At 73.0% G+C, this 19,749-nt stretch carries 19 protein-coding genes and 1 pseudogene; 7 read left to right on the top strand and 13 right to left on the bottom strand.

Going from position 1 to position 19,749, the window contains the following annotated elements; translation table 11 throughout:
• Window positions 1-32: 32 nt before the first annotated feature.
• Together ACF1AG_RS18525 and ACF1AG_RS18530 are read right to left on the bottom strand one after the other, a co-directional pair.
• Complete coding sequence (locus tag ACF1AG_RS18525; RefSeq protein WP_391810049.1) at window positions 33-614, bottom strand: helix-turn-helix domain-containing protein; 582 nt, start codon at window positions 612-614, stop codon at window positions 33-35.
• Window positions 615-654: 40 nt separating this feature from the next.
• On the bottom strand, window positions 655-1,413 hold the full coding sequence (locus tag ACF1AG_RS18530; protein WP_359600796.1) for an SDR family oxidoreductase: 759 nt from the start codon (window positions 1,411-1,413) through the stop codon (window positions 655-657).
• 144 nt (window positions 1,414-1,557) lie between these two features.
• Here ACF1AG_RS18530 and ACF1AG_RS18535 point away from each other — a divergent pair, with 144 nt between their 5' ends.
• Window positions 1,558-2,211, top strand: a complete 654-nt coding sequence (locus ACF1AG_RS18535; protein WP_359600795.1) for a TetR/AcrR family transcriptional regulator — start codon at window positions 1,558-1,560, stop codon at window positions 2,209-2,211.
• A 52-nt stretch (window positions 2,212-2,263) separates the two neighbouring features.
• On the opposite strand, the gene ACF1AG_RS18540 is transcribed toward ACF1AG_RS18535, so the two are convergent.
• The 9 genes from ACF1AG_RS18540 to ACF1AG_RS18580 form a co-directional block, all read right to left on the bottom strand.
• Window positions 2,264-3,169 (bottom strand): LysR family transcriptional regulator, encoded by a 906-nt coding sequence (locus ACF1AG_RS18540; protein ID WP_359748753.1) that lies wholly within the window; start codon window positions 3,167-3,169, stop codon window positions 2,264-2,266.
• A 36-nt stretch (window positions 3,170-3,205) separates the two neighbouring features.
• Window positions 3,206-4,405, bottom strand: a complete 1,200-nt coding sequence (locus ACF1AG_RS18545; RefSeq protein ID WP_359600793.1) for a glycine C-acetyltransferase — start codon at window positions 4,403-4,405, stop codon at window positions 3,206-3,208.
• A 28-nt stretch (window positions 4,406-4,433) separates the two neighbouring features.
• A complete protein-coding gene (tdh, locus tag ACF1AG_RS18550; RefSeq protein WP_391810050.1) occupies window positions 4,434-5,465 on the bottom strand; it encodes an L-threonine 3-dehydrogenase in 1,032 nt (343 codons plus the stop codon).
• Window positions 5,466-5,648: 183 nt separating this feature from the next.
• Complete coding sequence (locus ACF1AG_RS18555) at window positions 5,649-6,224, bottom strand: GAF domain-containing protein (protein ID WP_359600791.1); 576 nt, start codon at window positions 6,222-6,224, stop codon at window positions 5,649-5,651.
• A 59-nt stretch (window positions 6,225-6,283) separates the two neighbouring features.
• Window positions 6,284-6,916: an ATP/GTP-binding protein gene (locus ACF1AG_RS18560; RefSeq protein ID WP_359600790.1), complete on the bottom strand. Its 633-nt coding sequence runs from the start codon at window positions 6,914-6,916 to the stop codon at window positions 6,284-6,286.
• The gene (locus ACF1AG_RS18565; protein WP_359600829.1) at window positions 6,894-7,265 is read right to left on the bottom strand and encodes a DUF742 domain-containing protein; all 372 of its coding nucleotides are present in this window, start codon (window positions 7,263-7,265) and stop codon (window positions 6,894-6,896) included. The genes ACF1AG_RS18560 and ACF1AG_RS18565 overlap by 23 nt, the downstream gene beginning before the upstream one ends.
• A 2-nt stretch (window positions 7,266-7,267) precedes the next feature.
• Entirely contained in the window at window positions 7,268-7,702 is a 435-nt protein-coding gene (locus tag ACF1AG_RS18570; protein WP_019522568.1) for a roadblock/LC7 domain-containing protein, read from the bottom strand.
• A 56-nt stretch (window positions 7,703-7,758) separates the two neighbouring features.
• On the bottom strand, window positions 7,759-9,741 hold the full coding sequence (locus ACF1AG_RS18575) for an ATP-binding protein (protein WP_391810051.1): 1,983 nt from the start codon (window positions 9,739-9,741) through the stop codon (window positions 7,759-7,761).
• A 493-nt stretch (window positions 9,742-10,234) separates the two neighbouring features.
• The gene (locus ACF1AG_RS18580; RefSeq protein WP_359600788.1) at window positions 10,235-10,906 is read right to left on the bottom strand and encodes a GntR family transcriptional regulator; all 672 of its coding nucleotides are present in this window, start codon (window positions 10,904-10,906) and stop codon (window positions 10,235-10,237) included.
• Between the two features lie 219 nt (window positions 10,907-11,125).
• Here ACF1AG_RS18580 and ACF1AG_RS18585 point away from each other — a divergent pair, with 219 nt between their 5' ends.
• The 6 genes from ACF1AG_RS18585 (at window position 11,126) to ACF1AG_RS18610 (ending at window position 17,472) form a co-directional block, all read left to right on the top strand.
• The gene (locus tag ACF1AG_RS18585) at window positions 11,126-12,313 is read left to right on the top strand and encodes a 4-oxalomesaconate tautomerase (RefSeq protein WP_391810052.1); all 1,188 of its coding nucleotides are present in this window, start codon (window positions 11,126-11,128) and stop codon (window positions 12,311-12,313) included.
• Window positions 12,310-13,335 carry an amidohydrolase family protein gene (locus ACF1AG_RS18590; protein WP_359600786.1) on the top strand — a complete coding sequence of 342 codons (1,026 nt, stop codon included), beginning with the start codon at window positions 12,310-12,312 and terminating at the stop codon, window positions 13,333-13,335. The genes ACF1AG_RS18585 and ACF1AG_RS18590 overlap by 4 nt, the downstream gene beginning before the upstream one ends.
• Before the next feature lie 64 nt (window positions 13,336-13,399).
• Window positions 13,400-14,083, top strand: a complete 684-nt coding sequence (gene ligK, locus ACF1AG_RS18595; RefSeq protein WP_391810053.1) for a 4-carboxy-4-hydroxy-2-oxoadipate aldolase/oxaloacetate decarboxylase — start codon at window positions 13,400-13,402, stop codon at window positions 14,081-14,083.
• A 14-nt stretch (window positions 14,084-14,097) separates the two neighbouring features.
• Window positions 14,098-15,021 (top strand): amidohydrolase family protein, encoded by a 924-nt coding sequence (locus tag ACF1AG_RS18600; protein ID WP_391810054.1) that lies wholly within the window; start codon window positions 14,098-14,100, stop codon window positions 15,019-15,021.
• Window positions 15,022-15,071: 50 nt separating this feature from the next.
• Window positions 15,072-16,457: an MFS transporter gene (locus ACF1AG_RS18605; protein WP_359600783.1), complete on the top strand. Its 1,386-nt coding sequence runs from the start codon at window positions 15,072-15,074 to the stop codon at window positions 16,455-16,457.
• 298 nt (window positions 16,458-16,755) lie between these two features.
• Window positions 16,756-17,472, top strand: a complete 717-nt coding sequence (locus tag ACF1AG_RS18610; protein WP_391810055.1) for a DUF6461 domain-containing protein — start codon at window positions 16,756-16,758, stop codon at window positions 17,470-17,472.
• 5 nt (window positions 17,473-17,477) lie between these two features.
• Here the strand turns inward: ACF1AG_RS18610 and ACF1AG_RS18615 are convergent.
• Both ACF1AG_RS18615 and ACF1AG_RS18620 read right to left on the bottom strand, forming a co-directional pair.
• Window positions 17,478-18,428 (bottom strand): annotated as a pseudogene (locus ACF1AG_RS18615) (DUF4241 domain-containing protein); the annotation flags it as partial.
• 75 nt (window positions 18,429-18,503) lie between these two features.
• Window positions 18,504-19,694, bottom strand: a complete 1,191-nt coding sequence (locus ACF1AG_RS18620; protein WP_387795281.1) for an MBL fold metallo-hydrolase — start codon at window positions 19,692-19,694, stop codon at window positions 18,504-18,506.
• Window positions 19,695-19,749 lie beyond the last annotated feature (55 nt).

The following is a 19,749-nucleotide window of genomic DNA, read 5'->3' on the forward strand; positions in this document are numbered from 1 at the left end:
CAGGAGCCGGGCGGCATCGGGGCGTTCGATGTTCACGGGCGCACCACCGCCAGCACGTAGCGGACGTTCCCGGGGCCGGGGCAGCGGAAGCGGGTGGGGCCCCGGACGCGGAGCCGGAGACAGTCGCCCTCGCCCACGAGGTGCCCGATGTCGCCGACGGTGACGGCCAGCGTGCCTTCGAGCACCCAGATGTGCTGTTCCAGGCCGGGGACGGGCGGCCGGTCGTAGGGAATGTCCGCACCGACGGTGAGGCGGCCCTCGACGAGTTCGCCGCGCAGTCCGGCGTGCGGCGGGGACACGGAGCGGCGGACGAAGCCGGAGGCCTTGTCCCGCCACACCGGCTGGTCGGCGGCGCGCACCACCGGTGCCGGCTCCGCCTCGATCTCGCTGAGCAGCTGGGACATGGTGCGGCCGTAGACGACGCAGAGGCGGTTCAGCAGGGAGGCGGTGGGGCTGGTCTCGGCCCGCTCGGCGCGGGACAGCGTGGACCGGCTGATGCCGCTGCGCTCGGCCAACTCCCCCAAGGACCAGCCGTGTTCGGCGCGGAGTTCGGACAGACGCGCACCGAGCCGGACGTCGACGGGATCGGGGACGAGCCCTTGCCCCTGTTTCATATCCGGGACGATATCCCGAATGTGAACAGCCCGGAAGACCTCAGAGGAGGGCGCCGCCGGAGACCTCGATCCGCTGAGCGGTGACCCAGCGCAGGCCGTCGGAGGCCAGGGTCGCGATGGCGTCGCCGATCTCCTCGGGTTCGCCGACGCGGCCGAGCGCGGTCTGCCCGCCCAGAACCTGGCGCATCCCGGCGTCGTCCCGCATCGCCCCGCCGTTGAAGTCCGTGGCGGTCGGCCCGGGGGCGACGGAGTTGACCCGGATGCCGCGCGGGCCGAGCTCGGCGGCGAGGGTGCGGCTCAGGGCTTCGACGGCTGCCTTCGAGGCGGAGTAGACCGACGTGGCGGGACTGGTGTGCCGAGTCAGTGACGTCGAGACGTTGATGACGTGGCCACCCTGGGCCAGCAGCGGCACGAGCGCCTGGGTGAGGAAGAACGTGCCCCGGACGTTGGTGCCCATCACCGTGTCGAAGTCGTCGGTCGTGACGCCCTCCAGTAGTCCGAAGACCCCCACCCCGGCGTTGTTGACCAGGATGTCGAACCGCGAGGCACCCCAGCGCTCCAACTGCTCACCCAGTGCGGAGGTGAAGGACGGGAAGGAGGAGACGTCACCGATGTCGAGCCGGAGCACGGCGGCGGTCCCGCCCGCCGCCCGCACCTGTTCCGCCGTCTCCCCGGCCCCGTCCGCGTCGCCGCGGTGGGTGAGCAGGACTCGTACGCCGCGCGCGGCCAGGGCGACGGCCGTGGCGCGTCCAAGGCCGCGATTCGCACCGGTCACCAAGGCGATCCTGTCGCTCGTCATGGAGGGTCCCTTCGCTGCGCGGCCACCGGATCATCCGGCGTCGCAGATGCGATGCGAGTCACTCGACTCACCTTCCTCTCCCACCGTAGCAGGACCGAAAGGCGAGTCAAGTGACTCGCCTCGGGTTTACGGCATACTGTCCGCATGGCAGCAGAGCTCTCCGTACACCACCGCAGACTCGCTCAGCGCAAGCGGGAGGCGATCATCACCGCGGCCACGGAACTGTTCCTGGACCGTGGCTACGACGGCACCTCGCTGGCCCGGATCGCCGAAGCGGCCGGGGTCTCGAAGTCCACGCTGTTCAAGCAGTTCCCGACCAAGGCGGCACTCTTCGAGGCCATCGTCGCCGAGTCCTGGCAGCGTGACGCCGACGACGAGGCCGCGCGGCCGCGGACAGGAGACCTGCGTTCCGGGCTGACCGCCATCGGCCGCCGCTATGCCGACCTGGTCGGGCGGCCCGGCATGGCCGCCCTGTTCCGGATCGTGATCGCCGAACTGCCTCGTTTCCCCGAACTGGGACGGATGCAGTTCCAGCTCGGCAAACTGCCCTACTTCACGTCCGTCCAGCAGTACCTGGAAGCCGAGCACGAGGCGGGCAACGCCGAGGTGCCGGACGCCGAGAGCGCCGCGAACCAGTTCCTCGGCATGATCGCCAACTACGTCCTGTGGCCGCGCATGCTGCTGACCGACTGGGACCCCACGGCCTCCGACATCCACCACGCCGTCGACGAGGCCGTCCGGACCATGCTCGCCAGATACGCCCCGGCCCGCCGGCCCGACCCGAAGCCGGAAGGCTGACCGCGGCGCTCCACGCTCGACATGCGGGTCGCCTTCGTCCGGCGAGGGCCTCTCAGGCGTCCTCGGCGGCCGCGCGGAGCGCGTCCAGCACCGGGCGGATCAGCGGATGCCCCTCCGCGCCCCGGCGCACGGCGGCGAACACCCGGCGCGTGGGCGCCACCCCGTCGACCGGGCGCACGACCACGCCGGTGAGGTCCGTCCCGCGCAGCGCCGACCGGGGCACGAGGGCCACGCCGACGTCCGCGGAAGCGAGCGCGACGACGGCGCGGAAGTCGTCCGAGGAGTGTTCGAGACGCGGCTGGAATCCGGCGTTCTCGCAGGCCAGCACCACCACGTCGTGGCAGGGGTTGCCGGGGTACGGGCCGATCCAGGGGTCCTTGGCCAGCTCCGCGAGCGGCACCTCGGGCCCGTCGGCGAGGCGGTGGGTGACGGGAACGACCGCGTCGAACGGCTCGGCGTACAGGGGGACGTGCGTCAGCCGCGGGTCGTCGGCGGCGGGCGCCCCCCGGTACTCGACCGCCACGGCGACGTCGACCTGCCGGTCCAGCACCATCGGGAGGCTCGCGTCGCCCTCCGCGTCCTGCACCCTGATGCGGATGCCGGGCGCCGACCGCGCGAGCCGGGCCACCGAAGGTGCGACGACCTGCGCGATGCCGGTGGCGAAGGCGGCGACCGTGACGGTGCCGGCCTCCCCCGCCCCGTACGCGGCCAGCTCGGCCTCGGCCCGCTCCAGCTGGGCGAGTACCGCGTGGGTGTGGCTGAGCAGGATCTCCCCGGCCGGGGTCAGCCGTACGCCCTTGGCGCCGCGCTCGACCAGGCGGTGACCGGTCTCCTGCTCCAGCGCGGTGAGCTGCTGGGAGACGGCCGAGGGGGTGAGGTACAGCGCGGCGGCCGCCGCGGTGACCGTGCGGTGGTCCGCCACCGCACGGAGGATGTGGAGCCGCCGCGCTTCGATCATGGGATCGATTGTCTCAAATGCAGCGGTGCGCGACGGTCAGGCGTCGAGCTCCGCACGGGCCGCGACGAAGGCGTCGACGGCACGGTTCACGTCGTCCGTGGAGTGCGCGGCCGAGAGCTGCACGCGAATGCGGGCCTGGCCCTGGGGCACGACCGGGTAGGAGAACCCGATCACGTACACGCCGCGCTCGAGCAGCAGCTCCGCCATGCGTCCGGCGCGGGAGGCGTCGCCGATCATCACGGGGGCGATGGCGTGGTCGCCGGGGAGGATGTCGAATCCCTCCTCGGTCATCCGCCGGCGGAACAGGGCGGTGTTCTCGGCCAGGCGGACGCGCAGGTCGTCGGCGGACTCCAGCAGGTCGAGGACCTTCAGGGAGGCGGCGGCGATGACCGGGGCGAGCGTGTTGGAGAACAGGTACGGGCGGGAGCGCTGGCGCAGCAGTGCGACGATCTCGGCGCGGGCGGCGACATAGCCGCCGGAGGCGCCGCCGAGGGCCTTGCCGAGCGTGCCGGTGATGATGTCGACGCGGTCCATCACCCCGTGCAGCTCGGGGGTGCCGCGGCCGCCGGGGCCGACGAAGCCGACGGCGTGCGAGTCGTCGACCATGACCATCGCGCCGTGCCGGTCGGCGAGGTCGCAGATCTCGTCCAGCGGGGCGACGTAGCCGTCCATGGAGAAGACGCCGTCGGTGACGATGAGCTTCCGGCGGGCGCCGCCCTCGGCGGCCTCCTTCAGCCGGCACTCCAGGTCGGCCATGTCACGGTTGGCGTAGCGGAAGCGGCGGGCCTTGGACAGCCGGATGCCGTCGATGATCGACGCGTGGTTGAGCGCGTCGGAGATGACCGCGTCCTCGGGGCCGAGCAGCGTCTCGAACACGCCGCCGTTGGCGTCGAAGCAGGAGGAGTAGAGGATCGTGTCCTCCTGGCCGAGGAACGACGACAGCCGCGCCTCCAGCTCCTTGTGCACCTCCTGGGTGCCGCAGATGAAGCGGACGGACGCCATGCCGTAGCCCCAGCGGTCCAGGGCCTCGTGGGCGGCGGCGATCACCTCGGGGTGGTCGGCGAGGCCCAGGTAGTTGTTGGCGCAGAAGTTGAGGACCTCGCCGGGGCGGCCGCCGGCGGTGACGTTCACGGTCGCGGACTGCGGGGTGCCGATGACGCGCTCGGGCTTGTGCAGCCCGGCGGCGCGGATCTCGTCGAGGGTGGCGCGCAGGTCGTCGCGCACGGAGTCGAACATCTCAGAAGCTCCTTGGGAGGCAGATGGCTTACGCGGTCCAGTCGAGGATGACCTTGCCGCCCTTGCCGCCGGCGGCGTCCTCGAAGGCGGCCTCGAAGTCGCGGTGGGAGTAGCGGCCGGTGATCACGGGGGCGAGGTCGAGCCCGCCCTCCAGCAGCACCGACATGGCGTACCAGGTCTCGAACATCTCACGGCCGTAGATGCCCTTGACGGTGATCATCGAGGTGACGATCCGGGACCAGTCGACCGGGAACTCCTCGGCGGGCAGGCCGAGCATGGCGATGCGGCCGCCGTGCGTCATGTTGGCGATCATGTCGCGCATCGCCTCGGGGCGGCCGGACATCTCCAGGCCGATGTCGAAGCCCTCGCGCAGGCCGAGGGTGTGCTGCCCGTCGGCGATCGTCGACTCGGCGACGTTCAGCGCCAGGGTCGCGCCGATCTTGCGGGCGAGCTCCAGGCGCTCCTCGCTGACGTCGGTGATGACGACGTTGCGCGCTCCGGCGTGCCGGGCCACGGCGGCGGCCATCAGGCCGATCGGCCCGGCGCCGGTGATCAGGACGTCCTCGCCGACCAGCGGGAAGGACAGCGCGGTGTGCACGGCGTTGCCGAACGGGTCGAAGATCGCGGCGATGTCGAGGTCGACGGGGACCCGGTGCACCCAGACGTTCGTCGCGGGGAGCACGACGTACTCGGCGAACGCGCCGTCGCGTCCCACGCCGAGGCCGACCGTGGCGCGGCACAGGTGGCGGCGGCCGGCCAGGCAGTTGCGGCACTTGCCGCACACCAGGTGGCCCTCGCCGCTGACCCGGTCACCGGGCTTGATGTCGTCGGGGACGTCCCGCCCGGTCTCCACGACCTCACCGACGAACTCGTGTCCGAGGACCAGCGGGGTGTCGATCGTCTGCTGGGCCCAGCCGTCCCAGTTCCGGATGTGCAGGTCGGTGCCGCAGATACCGGTGCGCAGCACCATGATCAGCACGTCGCCGGGTCCGACGGCGGGCTCCGGGACGTCCGTGAGCCACAGCCCGGGCTCCGCCTTCTCCTTGACCAGCGCCTTCAACGCTACGGCTCCTGAGGGTGAGTCCCGGGTGCGGGCATGCCGAGGCGGCCCGGTCCGGGAAGAGGAGTGGAATCGACTGCAATCTGCCGTACAACACCCTCACCGGTCCATCGAGGATTTCTTAAGCGCGGCCACAGCTTTGCTTCACGCGTCACCCGTCCGGGCGCGGGCGTGCGCCTCGCGTCACAGCGGCAGCCCGTCGCCCTCCCGGCGCTCCAGCCGCGCGGCGAGCTCCGCGGCCTGCGCCTTGATGGCGGCGAGGCCGGGCTGCCCCCAGCCGCGGGGCCGTACGTCGCTGACCGCCACGGTGCCCAGCACCATGCCGGTGCCGTCGGTGAGCGGCGCCCCCATGTAGGAGCGGACGCCGAACTCGTCCACCACCGCATTGCCCGCGAAGCGCGGATAGTCACTCACGTCCTCCAGCACCAGCGCCCTGCCGCGGGCGATGACGTGGGGGCAGAAGCCGTGGTCGCGGGGCAGCGCCCGGCCGAGCAGGGCGCCGGTGCCGTCGCTGCGCAGGACGGGGGCGACGCCCGGGGTGTGCAGACCCGCGAAGAACTGCCCGTGCTCGCCGGGGAGGTTGACCACGGCGTACGGCGCCCCGGTGAGCTCGGCGAGACCGCGGGCGAACGCGTCCAGCTCGGGATCGGGGCGCTCCCCGAATCCCAGCCGGCGCAGCCTGCGGGCGCGCTCCGGCGCCTGCCGGTCCTCCGGGGTGAGCAGCAGCCGACCGGCCGGGCGGGGCGGGTCGTAGCTCATGGGCGGGCTCCGGGGGCGTGGGCGAAGTTCATGGACGGGCTCCGTGGGGTGTGCGGGGATCACATGGGGGCGCCGTACCCCGTGGGTGTGGCGGGCGCGTGCGCGATGAGATGGCGGACGAGCATGAGCAGGGTCTGAACGCCGGAGCTGGAGATCCGGGCGTCGCAGCGGACGACGGGCACCTCCTCGGGCAGGTCGAGGGCGGCGCGCACCTCCCCGGGGTCGTAGCGGTGGGCGCCGTCGAACTCGTTGACGGCGACGATGAATCCGAGGCCGCGCTGCTCGAAGAAGTCGACCGCGGCGAAGCACTCCTCCAGGCGCCGGGTGTCGGCGAGGATGACGGCGCCGAGCGCACCCTCGCACAGCTCGTCCCACATGAACCAGAAGCGTTCCTGGCCGGGCGTGCCGAACAGGTAGAGCACGTGTTCGCGGTCGAGGGTGATGCGGCCGAAGTCCATCGCCACGGTCGTCTCGACCTTGTTCTCGATGCCGTCGAGTTTGTCGGTGGCGGCGCTGACGGTGGTCAGCAGTTCCTCCGTGCTGAGCGGCGCGATCTCGCTGACCGCGCCCACGAAGGTGGTCTTGCCGACCCCGAACCCGCCCGCCACCAGGATCTTGAGGGCGGTCGGGAACAGGTCGTCGCCGCCGTGCCCGGCGCCGTCGACCCGGTCAGAGCTGTCGTCGTAGTCCATCGAGCACTGCCTCCAGAAGGGCCCGGTCCGTGGGGTTGTGGTGGAACGCGGGGGGTTTGTCGGTCAGCGCCCCGCAGTCGACGAGGTCCGCCAGCAGCACCTTGGTGACGGCCACCGGCAGCCCGAGGTGGGCGGAGACCTCGGCGACCGGGACGGGTGCGCGGCACAGGTCCAGGGCCTTCGCGTGCTCGGGGCCGAGATGGCCGAGGGGGGTGGCGCCGGTGGCCCGCACCTGCGACATGAGGTCGAGGGCGACGGTCGGACGGGTACGCCCGTTGCTGACCGTGAAGGGGCGTACCAGCCGGCCGGCCGCGTCGTCGAGCCACGGCCCGTCACCGGCCGCCTGCACGCTCAAGGCCTCATCGCCGGGGGCTCGACGCCCTGCTGCCGGGGAGCGGTCATCAGGTACGGCCGTACGGACTTGACCAGCATCGCCATCTCGTAGCCGAGCACCGCCGCGTCGGCCTCGCGGCCGGCCATCACGGCGAGGCAGGTGCCGGAGCCGGCGGTGGTGACGAACAGCAGCGTCGAGTCGAGCTCGACGACGACCTGCCGGACGTCGCCGCCGTCGCCGAAGCGGACGCCGGCGCTGCGGCCGAGGGAGTACAGGCCGGAGGCGAGGGCGGCCATGTGGTCGGCGGCGTCCGGGTCGAGGCCGTGGACGGACTTCACCAGCCCGTCGCAGGACAGCAGGACGGCGCTACGGGTGTGCGGTACGCGTTGCACGAGGCCGCTCATCAGCCAGTCGAGGTCGGAAACCTGGGCGGTCGGCGCATCGCTCGCCATGGTGGATCGACTCCTTGGGGTACGAAGGTCTGCGGGAGCGCTGGGGGTGGCGACGGTCATCCGGCGGACGCGCTCCCGTCGTGCCGGACGGTGTGGTCGGTTCGGCGTGCGGGATCGGCCGGCCGCGCGGGCGCGGGGGACTCCGGCTGGGACTCCGCGAGGCTGATGCCCCGTTGGAAGGCGGCCATCAGCTGGGGGTCGTGGCCGGCGACGTGCTCGCTGTCCTGGCGGGGTGCGGGCCCGTCGCGGAGCTGCGGCGCGATGTGCTCCTGGGCGCGGCGGCGGGGCAGTTGGGGCTTGCCCATGGTGCCGCGCACCGGGGTGGTGCGGGGGACGAGCGGGGTGGGCGCGTCCCCGGCCGTGGCGGTCCCGCCGCCCGGCCCGCCGGGCGCGGGGTGTCCGTCGGGCGCGGTGTGCGTGGCGTGCCCGGTGTGCGTGGCGTGCCCGGTGTGATGGACGCCGGGGACGGCTTCGGCGGGGGTGGGGCGGGTGGTACGGGCGCCGCGCAGGGGCAGCGGCGGGGGGAGGGTGCCGTTGTCGGGGGGCGCGGCCGGGGGCCGGCCGGGGTGGGCGGCGGGGGTGAGGGCGGACACGGCGGCCGTGTCGTCCTCCGCGTGGGCGTCCGTCACCGTGTTCACCGGCGGGTGGACCGACGCGTCCGCCCGGGTGTCGACAGGGCCGGACAGCGCCGGGGTGTGACGCCCCGCCGGTCCGGTGCCGCCGTCCGCCGGGGGCAGTGGTGCGGTCGTCCCGGGCGCCCCGGTCACGGCGGCCGGTTCCCCGCCGAGCAGGGACTGCGGCACCACCAGTACGGCCTGCACCCCGCCGTAGATGTTGGTCTGCAGCCGGACGTGGATGCCGTGCCGCCGGGCGAGCTGGGAGACCACGAACAGGCCGATCCGCCCGTCGGCCAGCAGGCTGGCGACGTGCACCTGGTCGGGGTCGGTGAGCAGCGCGTTCATCCGGTCCTGCTCGCCGACGGGCATCCCGAGGCCGCGGTCCTCGACCTCGACGGCCAGTCCGGAGGTGACCAGGTTCGCCCGCAGCAGCACCTGGGTGTGCGGGGCGGAGAACACGGTCGCGTTCTCCACGAGTTCGGCGAGCAGGTGGATGACGTCGGCGACCGCGTGGCCGCGCAGTGTGCCGTCGATCGGCGGCACGAGCTTGACCCGCGAGTACTGCTCGACCTCGGCGATCGCGGAGCGCAGCACCTCGGTCATGGGCACCGGGTTGCTCCACTGCCGTCGGGAGACGGCCCCGCCGAGCACGGCGAGGTTCTCCGCGTGGCGGCGGATGCGGGTGGCGAGGTGGTCGACGTGGAAGAGCCCCTTGAGCAGGTCGGGGTCCTCCATCTCGTTCTCCAGCTCGTCGAGGATGGAGATCTCGCGGTGGACGAGGGACTGCAGCCGCCGGGCGAGGTTGACGAACACCTCGAGCTTCTGCTCGCTGCCCGCCTGGCTCGAGAGCTGCGCCGCCTGCACCACGGCGGTGACCGCGCCGTCGTGGGCGCGGGCGAGGTCGCCGGCGAGCTGGTCGAACTCGTCGCCGTCGCCGCCGCGTTCGTTGCGCCGTCCGCGCGGGGGCGGCGGTTCGCCGTTGCGCAGCGCCTCGACGAGCGCGTGCAGGTCCGCCTCGCGCCGTGCCGTGCTGCGGCGCAGGACGCCCACGCGGTCGTGCACGGACCGGGCCGCGCGCTCGGCGGCCACGGCGGCGATGACGATGCCGGCGAGGGCCACGGCGGTGGCGCCGCAGAGCACGAACCACAGCGCGCCGGTCGGCCTCATCCCGCTGGAGCGGACCGTGAACAGCACGGCGGCGCAGCCGCTGAGGGCCACCGCGACGGGCGGCAGCACGGCGAGCCGGAGCAGCTGGGACCGTATGTGCGACTCGGGCAGGCCGGGCGCGGGCCGGGCGGGCGGACGTCCGTGCCGCCCGCCCTCGCGGCGCTCCGGCCGGGAGGGGGTGCCGCCGCCCCGACGGGCGCCGGGGCCGGGGGGCGCGGCCTTCGGGGCTGCGCCGCTCTGAGGGGTCCGGGCCACGACCGTGGCGCCGACCGTCCCCGGGTGTCGGGGCTCCTCGCCCCGTCGGCTCCCTCGTCCGCCTTGTGGCTGCACGTACCGGTCCCCGCTCCCTGATCCCGATCCCTACGACGCGGCCCTCGGCGCGGGCGTCCTGCGACATGAGCCGTCGGGAGCCGTCACGCCGGGCGACCGACACTCACCGTAGTCGTCACCGCATCATGTGCGGTGGGCAGTTGACAAACTCGTGCGGACAGCATCGCGCTCTGGTATGAGGCGTCGTACGACAGACCGATAACCGTTCGAGCGGATACGACGGGAGTGATCACCAGGCGATCAACGCTGGTCAGAAGCGGTCACGTAAGCGCTCGAGGCGCGGGGGTGTAACGAAGGGCGTGAGCCGGACGAAGCGCGCCCCGGCAGACGCCCTCCGTCCCGGAAGGGCCCCGGAGACGGCTCCATCCCTTCGGGCAGAACATCACTCTGTGTAATGAAGTGCAGGTGTCGGCACCCGTCACACGCGAGGTGCCGTCGACCCCGCGGCGGACGCCCGGAGCTGATCGATCACGTCGTCCAGGTGCGCCGCCACCGCACTTGCCGCCGCCTCCGGATCGGCGCCGGCGACCGCGTCGACGATCGCCAGGTGCTGCGGGAGGGACTGCGCGGGGCGCCCGGGGCGCAGGGCGAGCCGGAACTGGAAGCGGACCATCGGCCCGTTCAGCCGCTCGAGCTGACGGCGCGCCACCTCCTGCCCACTGGCCTCGATGACGAGTTCGTGCAGCCGTTGATTGAGGGCGGAGTACGCGTCCCAGGCGCCGTCGGCGACGGCCTGCCGCATGTCGGCGCCGATCCGCCGCAGCTCCGCGCGCTGCTCGTCGCTCGCCCGGCCCGCCGCCTTCCGCGCGCACAGCTGCTCCAGCGCCGACCGGCACTCGGTGATCTGGACGGCCTCCTCGACGGACACCGCGCGGATCCGGGCGCCTCGACGGGGGACGATCTCGACGATCTCCTCGGCCGCGAGGTCCTGCAGCGCCTCCCGGACGGCGCCACGCGTGGTCCCGTAGGCCTCGGCGAGGTCGAGCTCGACGAGCCGCTGGCCGGGCACCAGGTCCCCGGCGCGCAGGGCCCGCCTGATGGCGTTCGCCACATACTCGCGGCCGGCAGCGCCCGTAAGCTTGTCCGTCACTCCGTCGACCTCTCCCTCGTCTTCCGTCCGTCCCCGGCGGCCCTCGCTGGGAGAACCCTAGTGCGCGGTACGGAGGCGACCGCACCCGGGATCCCATTTGGTGAGCATTTTCGTCGGAACGTCTTGTCAACAATCTCGTTGATGATTTAGCTTCCTCGCATCTTCACATCGTCCGGCGCCACGCCGCCCACCGTGATTCCGTCCACCGAAGGAGCGACCATGTCCGCCGTCGCAGCCGCCCGGGTCCCCGAGGTCGCCCGCCGCGGCTCCCAGACCGCGATCCCCTGCCTGTTCATGCGGGGCGGCACGTCACGCGGGCCCTTCTTCGACGCGCGGCTGCTGCCCGCCGACCCCGCCCCGCGGGACGCGGTGCTGCTGGCGGCGATGGGCTCGCCCGACCCGCGACAGATCGACGGCCTCGGCGGCGCACACCCCCTGACCAGCAAGATCGGCCTGGTGCGGCCAAGCATGCGGCCCGGCGTCGACGTGGAGTGGACCTTCGCCCAGGTGCAGCCCGACGGAGACGTCGTCGACACCTCGGCCAACTGCGGCAACATGCTCGCCGCCGTCCTGCCCTTCGCCGTCGAGACCGGCATGGTGGTGCCGGCCGGCGACCGTACGACGGCCCGGGTGCTGACCCGGAACACCGGCATGGTCGCCGAGATCACCGTCGGCACCCCGGAGGACGCCGACGGGACGCGGCACGTCTCCTACGACGGCGCCGCCCGCATCGACGGCGTCCCCGGCACCGCCGCCCCCGTCGAGATCGGCTTCCTGGACACCGCCGGTTCCGTCGCCGGGGCACTGCTGCCCACCGGGCGCGCCCGCGACACCGTGCGGGTGCCGGGCGTGGGAGCCGTGGACGTCACGCTGATCGACAACGGCCAGCCGCTGGTCGTCGTCGAGGCCGCCCGCCTGGGCGCCACCGGCTACGAGTCGCCGGCGGACATCGACGCCGACGAGGCGCTCAAGGCCCGCGTCGAGGCGCTGCGCCTGGTGTGCGGGGAGACGATGGGCCTCGGCGACGTGCGCGGGCGGAACTACCCGAAGATGACCCTGGTCGCGCCGCCCCGCCACGGCGGCACGCTCACCACCCGCAGCCTCATCCCCCACGTCTGCCACCAGTCGATCGGTGTGCTGGCCGCCGTCACCGCCGCCACCGCCTGCGTCATCGAGGGCACCGTCGCCCGGGACGTGGCGGCCGGGGTGTCCGGCACGGAGCCCACCGTCTCCGTCGAGCACCCGTCCGGCGAGTTCAGCGTCACCCTCGGCCTCGACCCCGCCGACCCGCAGCGGGTGACCCGCTCCGCGCTGCTGCGCACCGCCCGGCTCCTCATGGCCGGCGATTTGCTCGTCCCCCGTTCCGTCTGGGACCCCACTCCCGTCCGTCAGGAGAAGCACGCGTGATCATCGACATCCACGGTCACTACACCACGGCCCCCGCTCCCCTCGGGCAGTGGCGGGACGCGCAGGTGGCCGCGCTCACCGACCCGCTCGGGGCGCCGGACCCGGCGGGCCCGGTGATCGGCGACGACGAGATCCGCGAGTCGATCGAGACGAACCAGCTGCGGCTCATGGACGAGCGGGGCATCGACGTCACCGTCTTCTCCCCCCGCGCCTCCTTCATGGCGCACCACATCGGCGACTTCGCCACCTCCGCCGCCTGGGCGCGGGTCTGCAACGACCTGTGCCACCGGGTGTCCGAGCTGTACCCGGACCGCTTCGTCCCCGGCGCGATGCTCCCGCAGTCCCCCGGCGTGGACCCGGCCACCGTGGTCCCGGAGATCGAGCGGGCGGTGCTGGAGCTGGGCGCGGTCACCGTCAACCTCAACCCGGACCCGAGCGGCGGCCACTGGACCGCTCCCCCGCTGACCGACCGGTCCTGGTACCCGGTGTGGGAGAAGCTCGTCGAGCTGGACGTGCCGGCCATGGTGCACGTCTCCACCAGCTGCAACCCGGCCTTCCACACCACCGGTGCGCACTACCTCAACGCCGACACCACGGCGTTCATGCAGCTGCTCACCGGCGACCTGTTCGCCGACTTCCCGGAGCTGCGGCTGGTGATCCCGCACGGCGGCGGCGCGGTGCCGTACCACTGGGGCCGCTTCCGGGGGCTGGCGCAGGCGCTGGGCCGCCCCGAGCCGGAGGAGTCGCTGCTGCGCAACGTCTTCTTCGACACCTGTGTCTACCACCAGCCCGGCATCGACCTGCTGCTGGAGGTGATGCCCGTGGAGAACGTCCTGTTCGCCTCCGAGATGGTCGGCGCGGTGCGCGGCGTCGATCCCCGCACCGGCCACCACTTCGACGACACCCGCCGCTACGTCGAGAAGGCGGGCCTGACCCCCGAGGACCTGGCCGCCGTCGAGGAGCGCAACGCGCGGCGGGTCCACCCCCGCCTCGACGCCCGGCTGGCCGCCCAGGGCCGCTGACCCCCGCCGACCCCGACCGTTCACCGCGGGCCGACAATGCCCCGCAGAAGCAAGGAGCCGCACCATGCACCACCTCGGAGTCGTCCACCGGACCGTCGACCGCGCCGATCCGGCCGCGGTCGAGGCCCTGTCGCGGTTCGGGGTCGCGACCGTGCACGAGGCGATGGGCCGCCTCGGTCTGATGCGCCCCTACATACGGCCCGTGTACGAGGGCGCGAAACTGTGCGGCACCGCGGTGACCGTGCTGCTCCAGCCCGGCGACAACTGGATGCTGCACGTCGCCGCCGAGCAGGTGCGCGAGGGGGACGTGGTGGTCGCCGGCTGCACCACGGAGAGCGAGGACGGCTTCTTCGGCGAGCTGCTCGCCACCTCGCTGCGTGCCCGGGGCGCCCGGGGCCTGGTGATCGACGGCGGCTGCCGTGACGTGGACGAGCTGCGCGGGATGGACTTCCCCGTCTTCTCCCGGGCGGTGAACGCCAAGGGCACGGTCAAGGCCACCCTGGGGTCGGTCAACGTGCCCGTGGTCGTGGCGAACGCGCTGGTCGAACCCGGTGACGTGGTCGTCGCCGACGCCGACGGCGTGGTGGTCGTCCCCGCCGCCCGGGCCGCCGAGGTCGCGGAGGCTTCCGCGCGGCGCGAGGCGGCGGAGGAGGGCAAGCGGGAGCGGTTCCGGGCCGGCGAGCTGGGCCTGGACATGTACGGCATGCGCGGCCCGCTGGCCGAGCTCGGCCTCACCTACTTCGACTGAATCCGAGGAGCACGATGACCGACCACGACACCGCGGTCACCCCGGGCTGGCTCGACCGGTACCGGGGGCCGAGCAAGCCCGTCTTCGTCCTGCCGCCGGGGGCGGTGGACGCCCACTGCCACGTCTTCGGCCCCGCCGCCGAGTTCCCGTTCGCCCCGGAGCGCAAGTACACGCCGGTCGACGCCTCCAAGCACGACCTCTTCGCGCTGCGCGACCACCTGGGCGTCGACCGCAACGTGATCGTGCAGGCCACCTGCCACGGCGCGGACAACAGCGCCCTGGTGGACGCCCTGCACGCGGCCGGCGGACGCGCCCGAGGGGTGGCGACGGTGCGCCCGGACGTCACCGACGCGGAGCTGCGGCGGCTGCACGAGGCCGGGGTGCGCGGCGTGCGTTTCAACTTCGTCCGCCGTCTGGTGAACGCGGCGCCGCGCGAGGCGCTGGAGACCGTGGCCCGCCGGGTGGCGCCGCTCGGCTGGCACGTCGTCCTCTACTTCGAGGCGGCGGACCTGCCGGACCTCGAGCCGTTCTTCGCCTCCCTGCCCGTGCCGCTGGTCGTCGACCACATGGGCCGCCCGGACGTCACCCGCAGCGCGGACGGGCCCGAGTTCGCGCGGTTCCTGCGGTTCGTGGCGGCGAACGACGTGTGGGTGAAGGTGTCCTGCCCCGAGCGGCTGACCGTCTCGGGACCGCCCGCGCTCGACGGGGAGCGGCACGCCTACCGGGACGTGGTGCCGTTCGCCCGCAAGGTCGTCGAGGAGTTCACCGACCGGGCGCTGTGGGGCACCGACTGGCCGCACCCGAACCTGAAGAACCACATGCCCGACGACGGGCTGCTGGTCGACCACATCCCGCACGTCGCCACCACCGCCGAGCGCCGGCGGGCGCTGCTGGTCGACAACCCCCTGCGTCTGTACTGGCCCGAAGAGGTCCGCTGACGTCACCCCCGGCCCGGTGAGACGGGTCCACCCCCTCCCAGGAGCGTGCAGTGCAGCACATCCGTACCACCAACGCGGCGAACCGGCTGGACCGGCTGCCGATCACGAAGTTCCACAAGCGGACCATCCTCGCGGTGGCGTTCGCCTACTTCTTCGAGTTCGCGGACATCAACACCTTCGCCATCACGGCACCGGTGGTGCGCGAGCAGTGGGGCGCCGACGTGAACCACGTCGCGTACGTCACCTCGCTGTCCTTCGTAGGCATGTTCGTCGGCGCCGTCGTGGCCGGCGGGCTGGCCGACCGGCTGGGCCGCAGACAGACGCTGACCCTGACGACCCTGTGGTTCACGGTGTGGTCGTTCGCCTGCGTGTTCGCCTGGGACATCTGGTCCCTCGGCGTGTTCCGCGTGCTGACATCGGCGGGCCTGTCGGCGATGACGGTCGTCGCCGTCGTCTACATCAGCGAGCTGTTCCCCAGCGCCAAGCGCGGCAAGTTCCAGGCGTACGCCATCGTCGTCGGCATCTGCGGCACGCCCGTCACCAACCTGATCGCCTCCGCCGTCGTCCCGATGACCGACTGGTCCTGGCGGCTGGTCTACCTCTGGGGGTCGCTGGGCGCGCTGTTCCTCTTCTTCGTGCGGCGGCTCGAGGAATCCCCGCAGTGGCTGGAGCAGCGCGGCCGCCACGAGGAGGCCGAGGCGACGCTGACCCGTATCGAGGCGCGCGCCACGGCCGAGCACGGCCCGCTGCCCGAGCCGCAGCAGCCGAAGCCGAAGGGGGCCTCGGTCAAGCCCGGCCCGGGCATGCTGAAGGACAAGAAGTTCCTGTACCCGACGATCCTGCTGTCGGTCCTGTGGATCACCCAGACCATCGGATTCTTCGGCTACTCCAGCTGGGCGCCGACGCTGCTGGCCGCCGAGGGCGTCAGCGTCGAGGACTCGATCTTCTACGTGGCGCTGACGACCGTGGGCGCGCCGCTCGGCTCGTTCCTCGCGGCGATGGTCACCGACCGCTTCGAACGCAAGTGGTGCCTGGTGGTGTTCGGCCTGGTCATCGCCGCGTCCGGCCTGCTCTACGGGCTGACGTTCACGCCGGTGCTGATCGTCGTGTTCGGTTTCCTGGTCAACCTGTTCGAGCGCGGCTACACGGCCCTGGCGTACGCCTACGCCCCCGAGCTGTACGGCACCGAGGGCCGCTCGCTGGGCACGAGCATCGCCTACGGTCTGGGCCGGCTGTCCAACGCGGTGGGCCCGCTGATGATCGCCGGCGTCTACAACGGCATCGGCTACCAGGCGGTGTTCATGGTCATCGCCGGCACCTGGACGCTGGGCGCGCTGGTCCTGGCGGTCTTCGGCCCGGCGACACGGCGGCGCAGGCTGGCGGCGGAGGCGGCGGCGGCCGGTACGCAGCCGAAGTCGGTCACGGCCACGCCCTGAGCGCGGGCGGGCGGGCGACGGGCGGGCCGGAGCACACGCTCCGGCCCGCCCGTCGTCGCAGGGACACCTCTGTACGAGACATGGCCGGCCGCCGTCCTACGGGGTGGCGATCGTGCGGAGCGGGGCACGGCTCACCGGAACCCGCGTCCGGTGCCCGCCGCGCCCGTCCGACCGCGTCACGACCGGGTCCGCCGGACCGAGGAAGCGGGGGTGAAGGGCAGGTGCTCCGCACGAGCCGGGCAATATGAGCCGCACGCGCCCGGCGGCGATGCCCGGGGGCGGAGGGCGGAGGCAGGACATGGGGACAGGTGCGGACGCGGCTTCGCTCGGGTGGGCGCGGGCCTGGATGTGCGTCACGTTCACCCGCGATCTGGGACCCGAGGAGGTGTTCGCCCGGTACGGGGCCGATTCGGAGCGGGCACGTCTGCTGGACCGGGACGCGGCGTCGGACATGGCCGCGGCGGCGTCGGAGGACGGCCCGGTCTCGCTCCTGCGCGCCGGACGGATCGGTGAGTGGACCTTCTGCGTCGAGGAGGACGGCACCATCGGCTTCGGGGACGGAGCGCTCGCGGCGCTGTCCCGCGGCACCGAGACGTACGCCGTGGCGACGACCGACGGGGTCGACGTCTTCCAGCACTGGCGCGACGGCGAGTGCGTCGAGTACTTCGAGCCCGGCATGGAGCACAGCCGGTCGGAGCCGCACGGCCCGTGGTGGGGCCAGGCGGAAGAGGCCCTTGCCGCACAGGGCGGCGAGGGCCTCGGGATGGAGCCGGTGGTGGCTCTCGTGCTCGACCACCTGGGCGTCACTCTGGACGACGCGGTCCTCGCCGGCCCGTGGCCCGGCCTGACGGTCGCCGAGGACGGGACTCCGACGGCCGGGCCGGGCGTTTCCTACGCGGGCGAGGGCCCGGTCCCGCCGGGGGTCTCCATTTCCTGGTCGGCGGGATGGAGCCGGAAGTCGACCACGACGCAGGCGGCCTGTCCGTCCTCGGAGCGGCCGGTCCAGACGGGGTAGGACCCGTCGCCCCAGCCGGCGCTGAAGGCGATGAGGTTCGGCTCGGTCTCCGTGCCGGGCAGTTCGACGCTGGGACGGTCGACGAAGGAGAGGGGGAGGAAGACGTCCTCGTCCAGACCTTCTTCGTCCACGGTCCGGGTCGCGTCCATGAAGGCCACTGTGCCGGTGTCGACGCCGACCCCGTAGAACTCGCCCTCGCCGAGCAGCTCCGGGTCCTCGTCGGGGCGGAGGGTCATCTCCCACGCGTGGGGCGGGGCGTCGGAGAACGTCACCTTGGCTGCGGCGACCCTGATCTCATGGGTTGCGCACAGGAGCGACAGCGTGACCGGGTACTCGCCCGGCGGCACGGCGACGGTCCGCGGTTCGGTGACCCAGCCGGGGTCCGAGACCGCCAACCGCCCCGACGTGATCCGCAGCGGACCGGCGTCGCCGAGCTCGACGACGGCCGGCCCGTCCGGGGTGTCGCGCGGGCCCGGCACGAACAGTCGCTCGATGTTGGTGGGACGCAGCGGTCCCGCTCCCTCGTGCACCGACACGTCGTTGAGGACCACGGTCGCGGCGGGTTCGTGCCCCTGCTGGGCGAGGAACGGAGCGAACACCTGCCAGTCGCCGAAGTCCGGCGCGGGGCAGGAGAGCCCTTCGACGGTCTGGGTCTCCCGGTCACCCTCGGTCAGTCGGGTGTTCCGGGAAGCCAGCAGCTTCCCCGTGCCGAACGGCTCGAAGTCGATCATCTGCGCGCGCCGGGACGCGTCGTCGAACAGGTACACACGCCACCTCCCGCGCGGCCACCGCTCGACCATGCCCAGCGGTCGCTCCCGCGAGGAGAGCAGCACCGCGTACGACATCCCGGCGGCATGTCGGCGGGCCGCGAGCGCGCTCGGTATCGGGTCCGGGTGAGTCGGCCCCTCATGGGAGCCCCACATGTCGCCGTACGACACATCAAGTCTGTCGATCATCACAGTCGGCAGTCTGGCAGCGGGGTCCGACAGTCAGGGTCTGCGCTGTCTCCAGGGTCGTCCCGCGCCGACCGGTCAGCGGTCGCCCGCGAGGTTCGGCTCGCCGCTGGTGGTCTCCTCGCTGCGCTTCGGGCCGCCGGTGTGCCACACGCGCGGGACGGGCGGGGTGAGCGCCCGCCACCAGGGCTCGGTCGGCAGCTCCCCACCCGGCTCGAAGGGGGCACCGGGACGCGGGAAGGCGACGGCCTGGTCCACCGCGCCGGCCGCGTCCTTCATCCACTCCCCCGGCTCCGCCCACGCGTGCGGGGCGAGGTTGAAGGTGCCCCAGTGGATCGGCATCAGCACGCCGCCCGGGTCGCCGCCCTGGAGGTCGAGGTGGGAACGCACGCCCTCCTCGGGCGTCATGTGGATGTCCGGCCAGTACTCCGAGTAGGCGCCGACCTGGATCATCGTCGCGTCGAACGGGCCGTGCGCCGCCCCGATGTCGCGGAAGCCGTCGAAGTAGCCGGTGTCGCCGCTGTGGTAGACGCGGTGCCGCTCACCGGCGACCACCCAGGAGGCCCACAGGGTGTGCTGGGTGTTGCGCAGGCCCCGCCCGCAGAAGTGGCGGGCCGGGGTGGCGGTCAGGGTGAGGCCGCCGACCCGCGTCGACTCCTGCCAGTCCAGCTCGCGCAGCCGGTCCGCGGGGACGCCCCAGCGCTCCAGATGGGCTCCCACGCCGAGGGGGACGGCGAACACGGTGTCGGTGCCGGCCAGTTCCTTGATCGTCGGCATGTCCAGGTGGTCGTAGTGGTCGTGGGAGATCACCACGACGTCCACCTGGCCGAGCGCGGCCAGCGGCAGCGGCACCGGGTGGAGCCGCTTCGGTCCCGCGAAGGGGAACGGCGAGCAGCGCTCACCCCATACGGGGTCGAACAGCGCCCGCTGCCCGTCGATCTCCGCGAGCACGCCGGAGTGGCCCATCCACGTCAGGCGCAGCCCGGTCGCGGGTGGGCGGGTCAGGTCGGCGAGGGTGGTGGGGTGCACGGGGATGGCGCCCTGCGGGGCGCGGCGGGAGCGGGCGTCCTTGTCCAGGTAGATCCTGGCGAGGTCACGGCGCGACCGGGAGGGACGCACACGGGCCGGCCCGTCCGGGTTCTGGAACACGCCGTTCGCGAAGTGCGGGGACCTGCGGATCCGCGCCATGCGCTCTCCGGCCGGCTCCGCGCCGAAGGCCGGCGGCCGCAGGGCACCTAGCCCCGCCCGGGGGGCGGAAGAAGCGGCCACGGTACCTCCAGAGGGAATCGCTCGGAGTTTCCATTATGTGCGGCGGCTCCGGGGG

This window comes from Streptomyces sp. NPDC014764 (genome assembly GCF_043082785.1).
Classification (GTDB): Bacteria; Actinomycetota; Actinomycetes; order Streptomycetales; family Streptomycetaceae; genus Streptomyces; species Streptomyces althioticus.

Coding starts and splice junctions, on each gene's coding strand:
- ACF1AG_RS18560 (WP_359600790.1), bottom strand. CDS start 6,916: ATGGACTACGACGACAGCTCTGACCGGGTCGACGGCGCCGGGCACGGC.
- ACF1AG_RS18530 (WP_359600796.1), bottom strand. CDS start 1,413: ATGACGAGCGACAGGATCGCCTTGGTGACCGGTGCGAATCGCGGCCTT.
- ACF1AG_RS18555 (WP_359600791.1), bottom strand. CDS start 6,224: ATGAGCTACGACCCGCCCCGCCCGGCCGGTCGGCTGCTGCTCACCCCG.
- ACF1AG_RS18545 (WP_359600793.1), bottom strand. CDS start 4,405: ATGTTCGACTCCGTGCGCGACGACCTGCGCGCCACCCTCGACGAGATC.
- ACF1AG_RS18585 (WP_391810052.1), top strand. CDS start 11,126: ATGTCCGCCGTCGCAGCCGCCCGGGTCCCCGAGGTCGCCCGCCGCGGC.
- ACF1AG_RS18570 (WP_019522568.1), bottom strand. CDS start 7,702: ATGGCGAGCGATGCGCCGACCGCCCAGGTTTCCGACCTCGACTGGCTG.
- ligK (WP_391810053.1), top strand. CDS start 13,400: ATGCACCACCTCGGAGTCGTCCACCGGACCGTCGACCGCGCCGATCCG.
- ACF1AG_RS18525 (WP_391810049.1), bottom strand. CDS start 614: ATGAAACAGGGGCAAGGGCTCGTCCCCGATCCCGTCGACGTCCGGCTC.
- ACF1AG_RS18535 (WP_359600795.1), top strand. CDS start 1,558: ATGGCAGCAGAGCTCTCCGTACACCACCGCAGACTCGCTCAGCGCAAG.
- ACF1AG_RS18610 (WP_391810055.1), top strand. CDS start 16,756: ATGGGGACAGGTGCGGACGCGGCTTCGCTCGGGTGGGCGCGGGCCTGG.
- ACF1AG_RS18600 (WP_391810054.1), top strand. CDS start 14,098: ATGACCGACCACGACACCGCGGTCACCCCGGGCTGGCTCGACCGGTAC.
- ACF1AG_RS18540 (WP_359748753.1), bottom strand. CDS start 3,169: ATGATCGAAGCGCGGCGGCTCCACATCCTCCGTGCGGTGGCGGACCAC.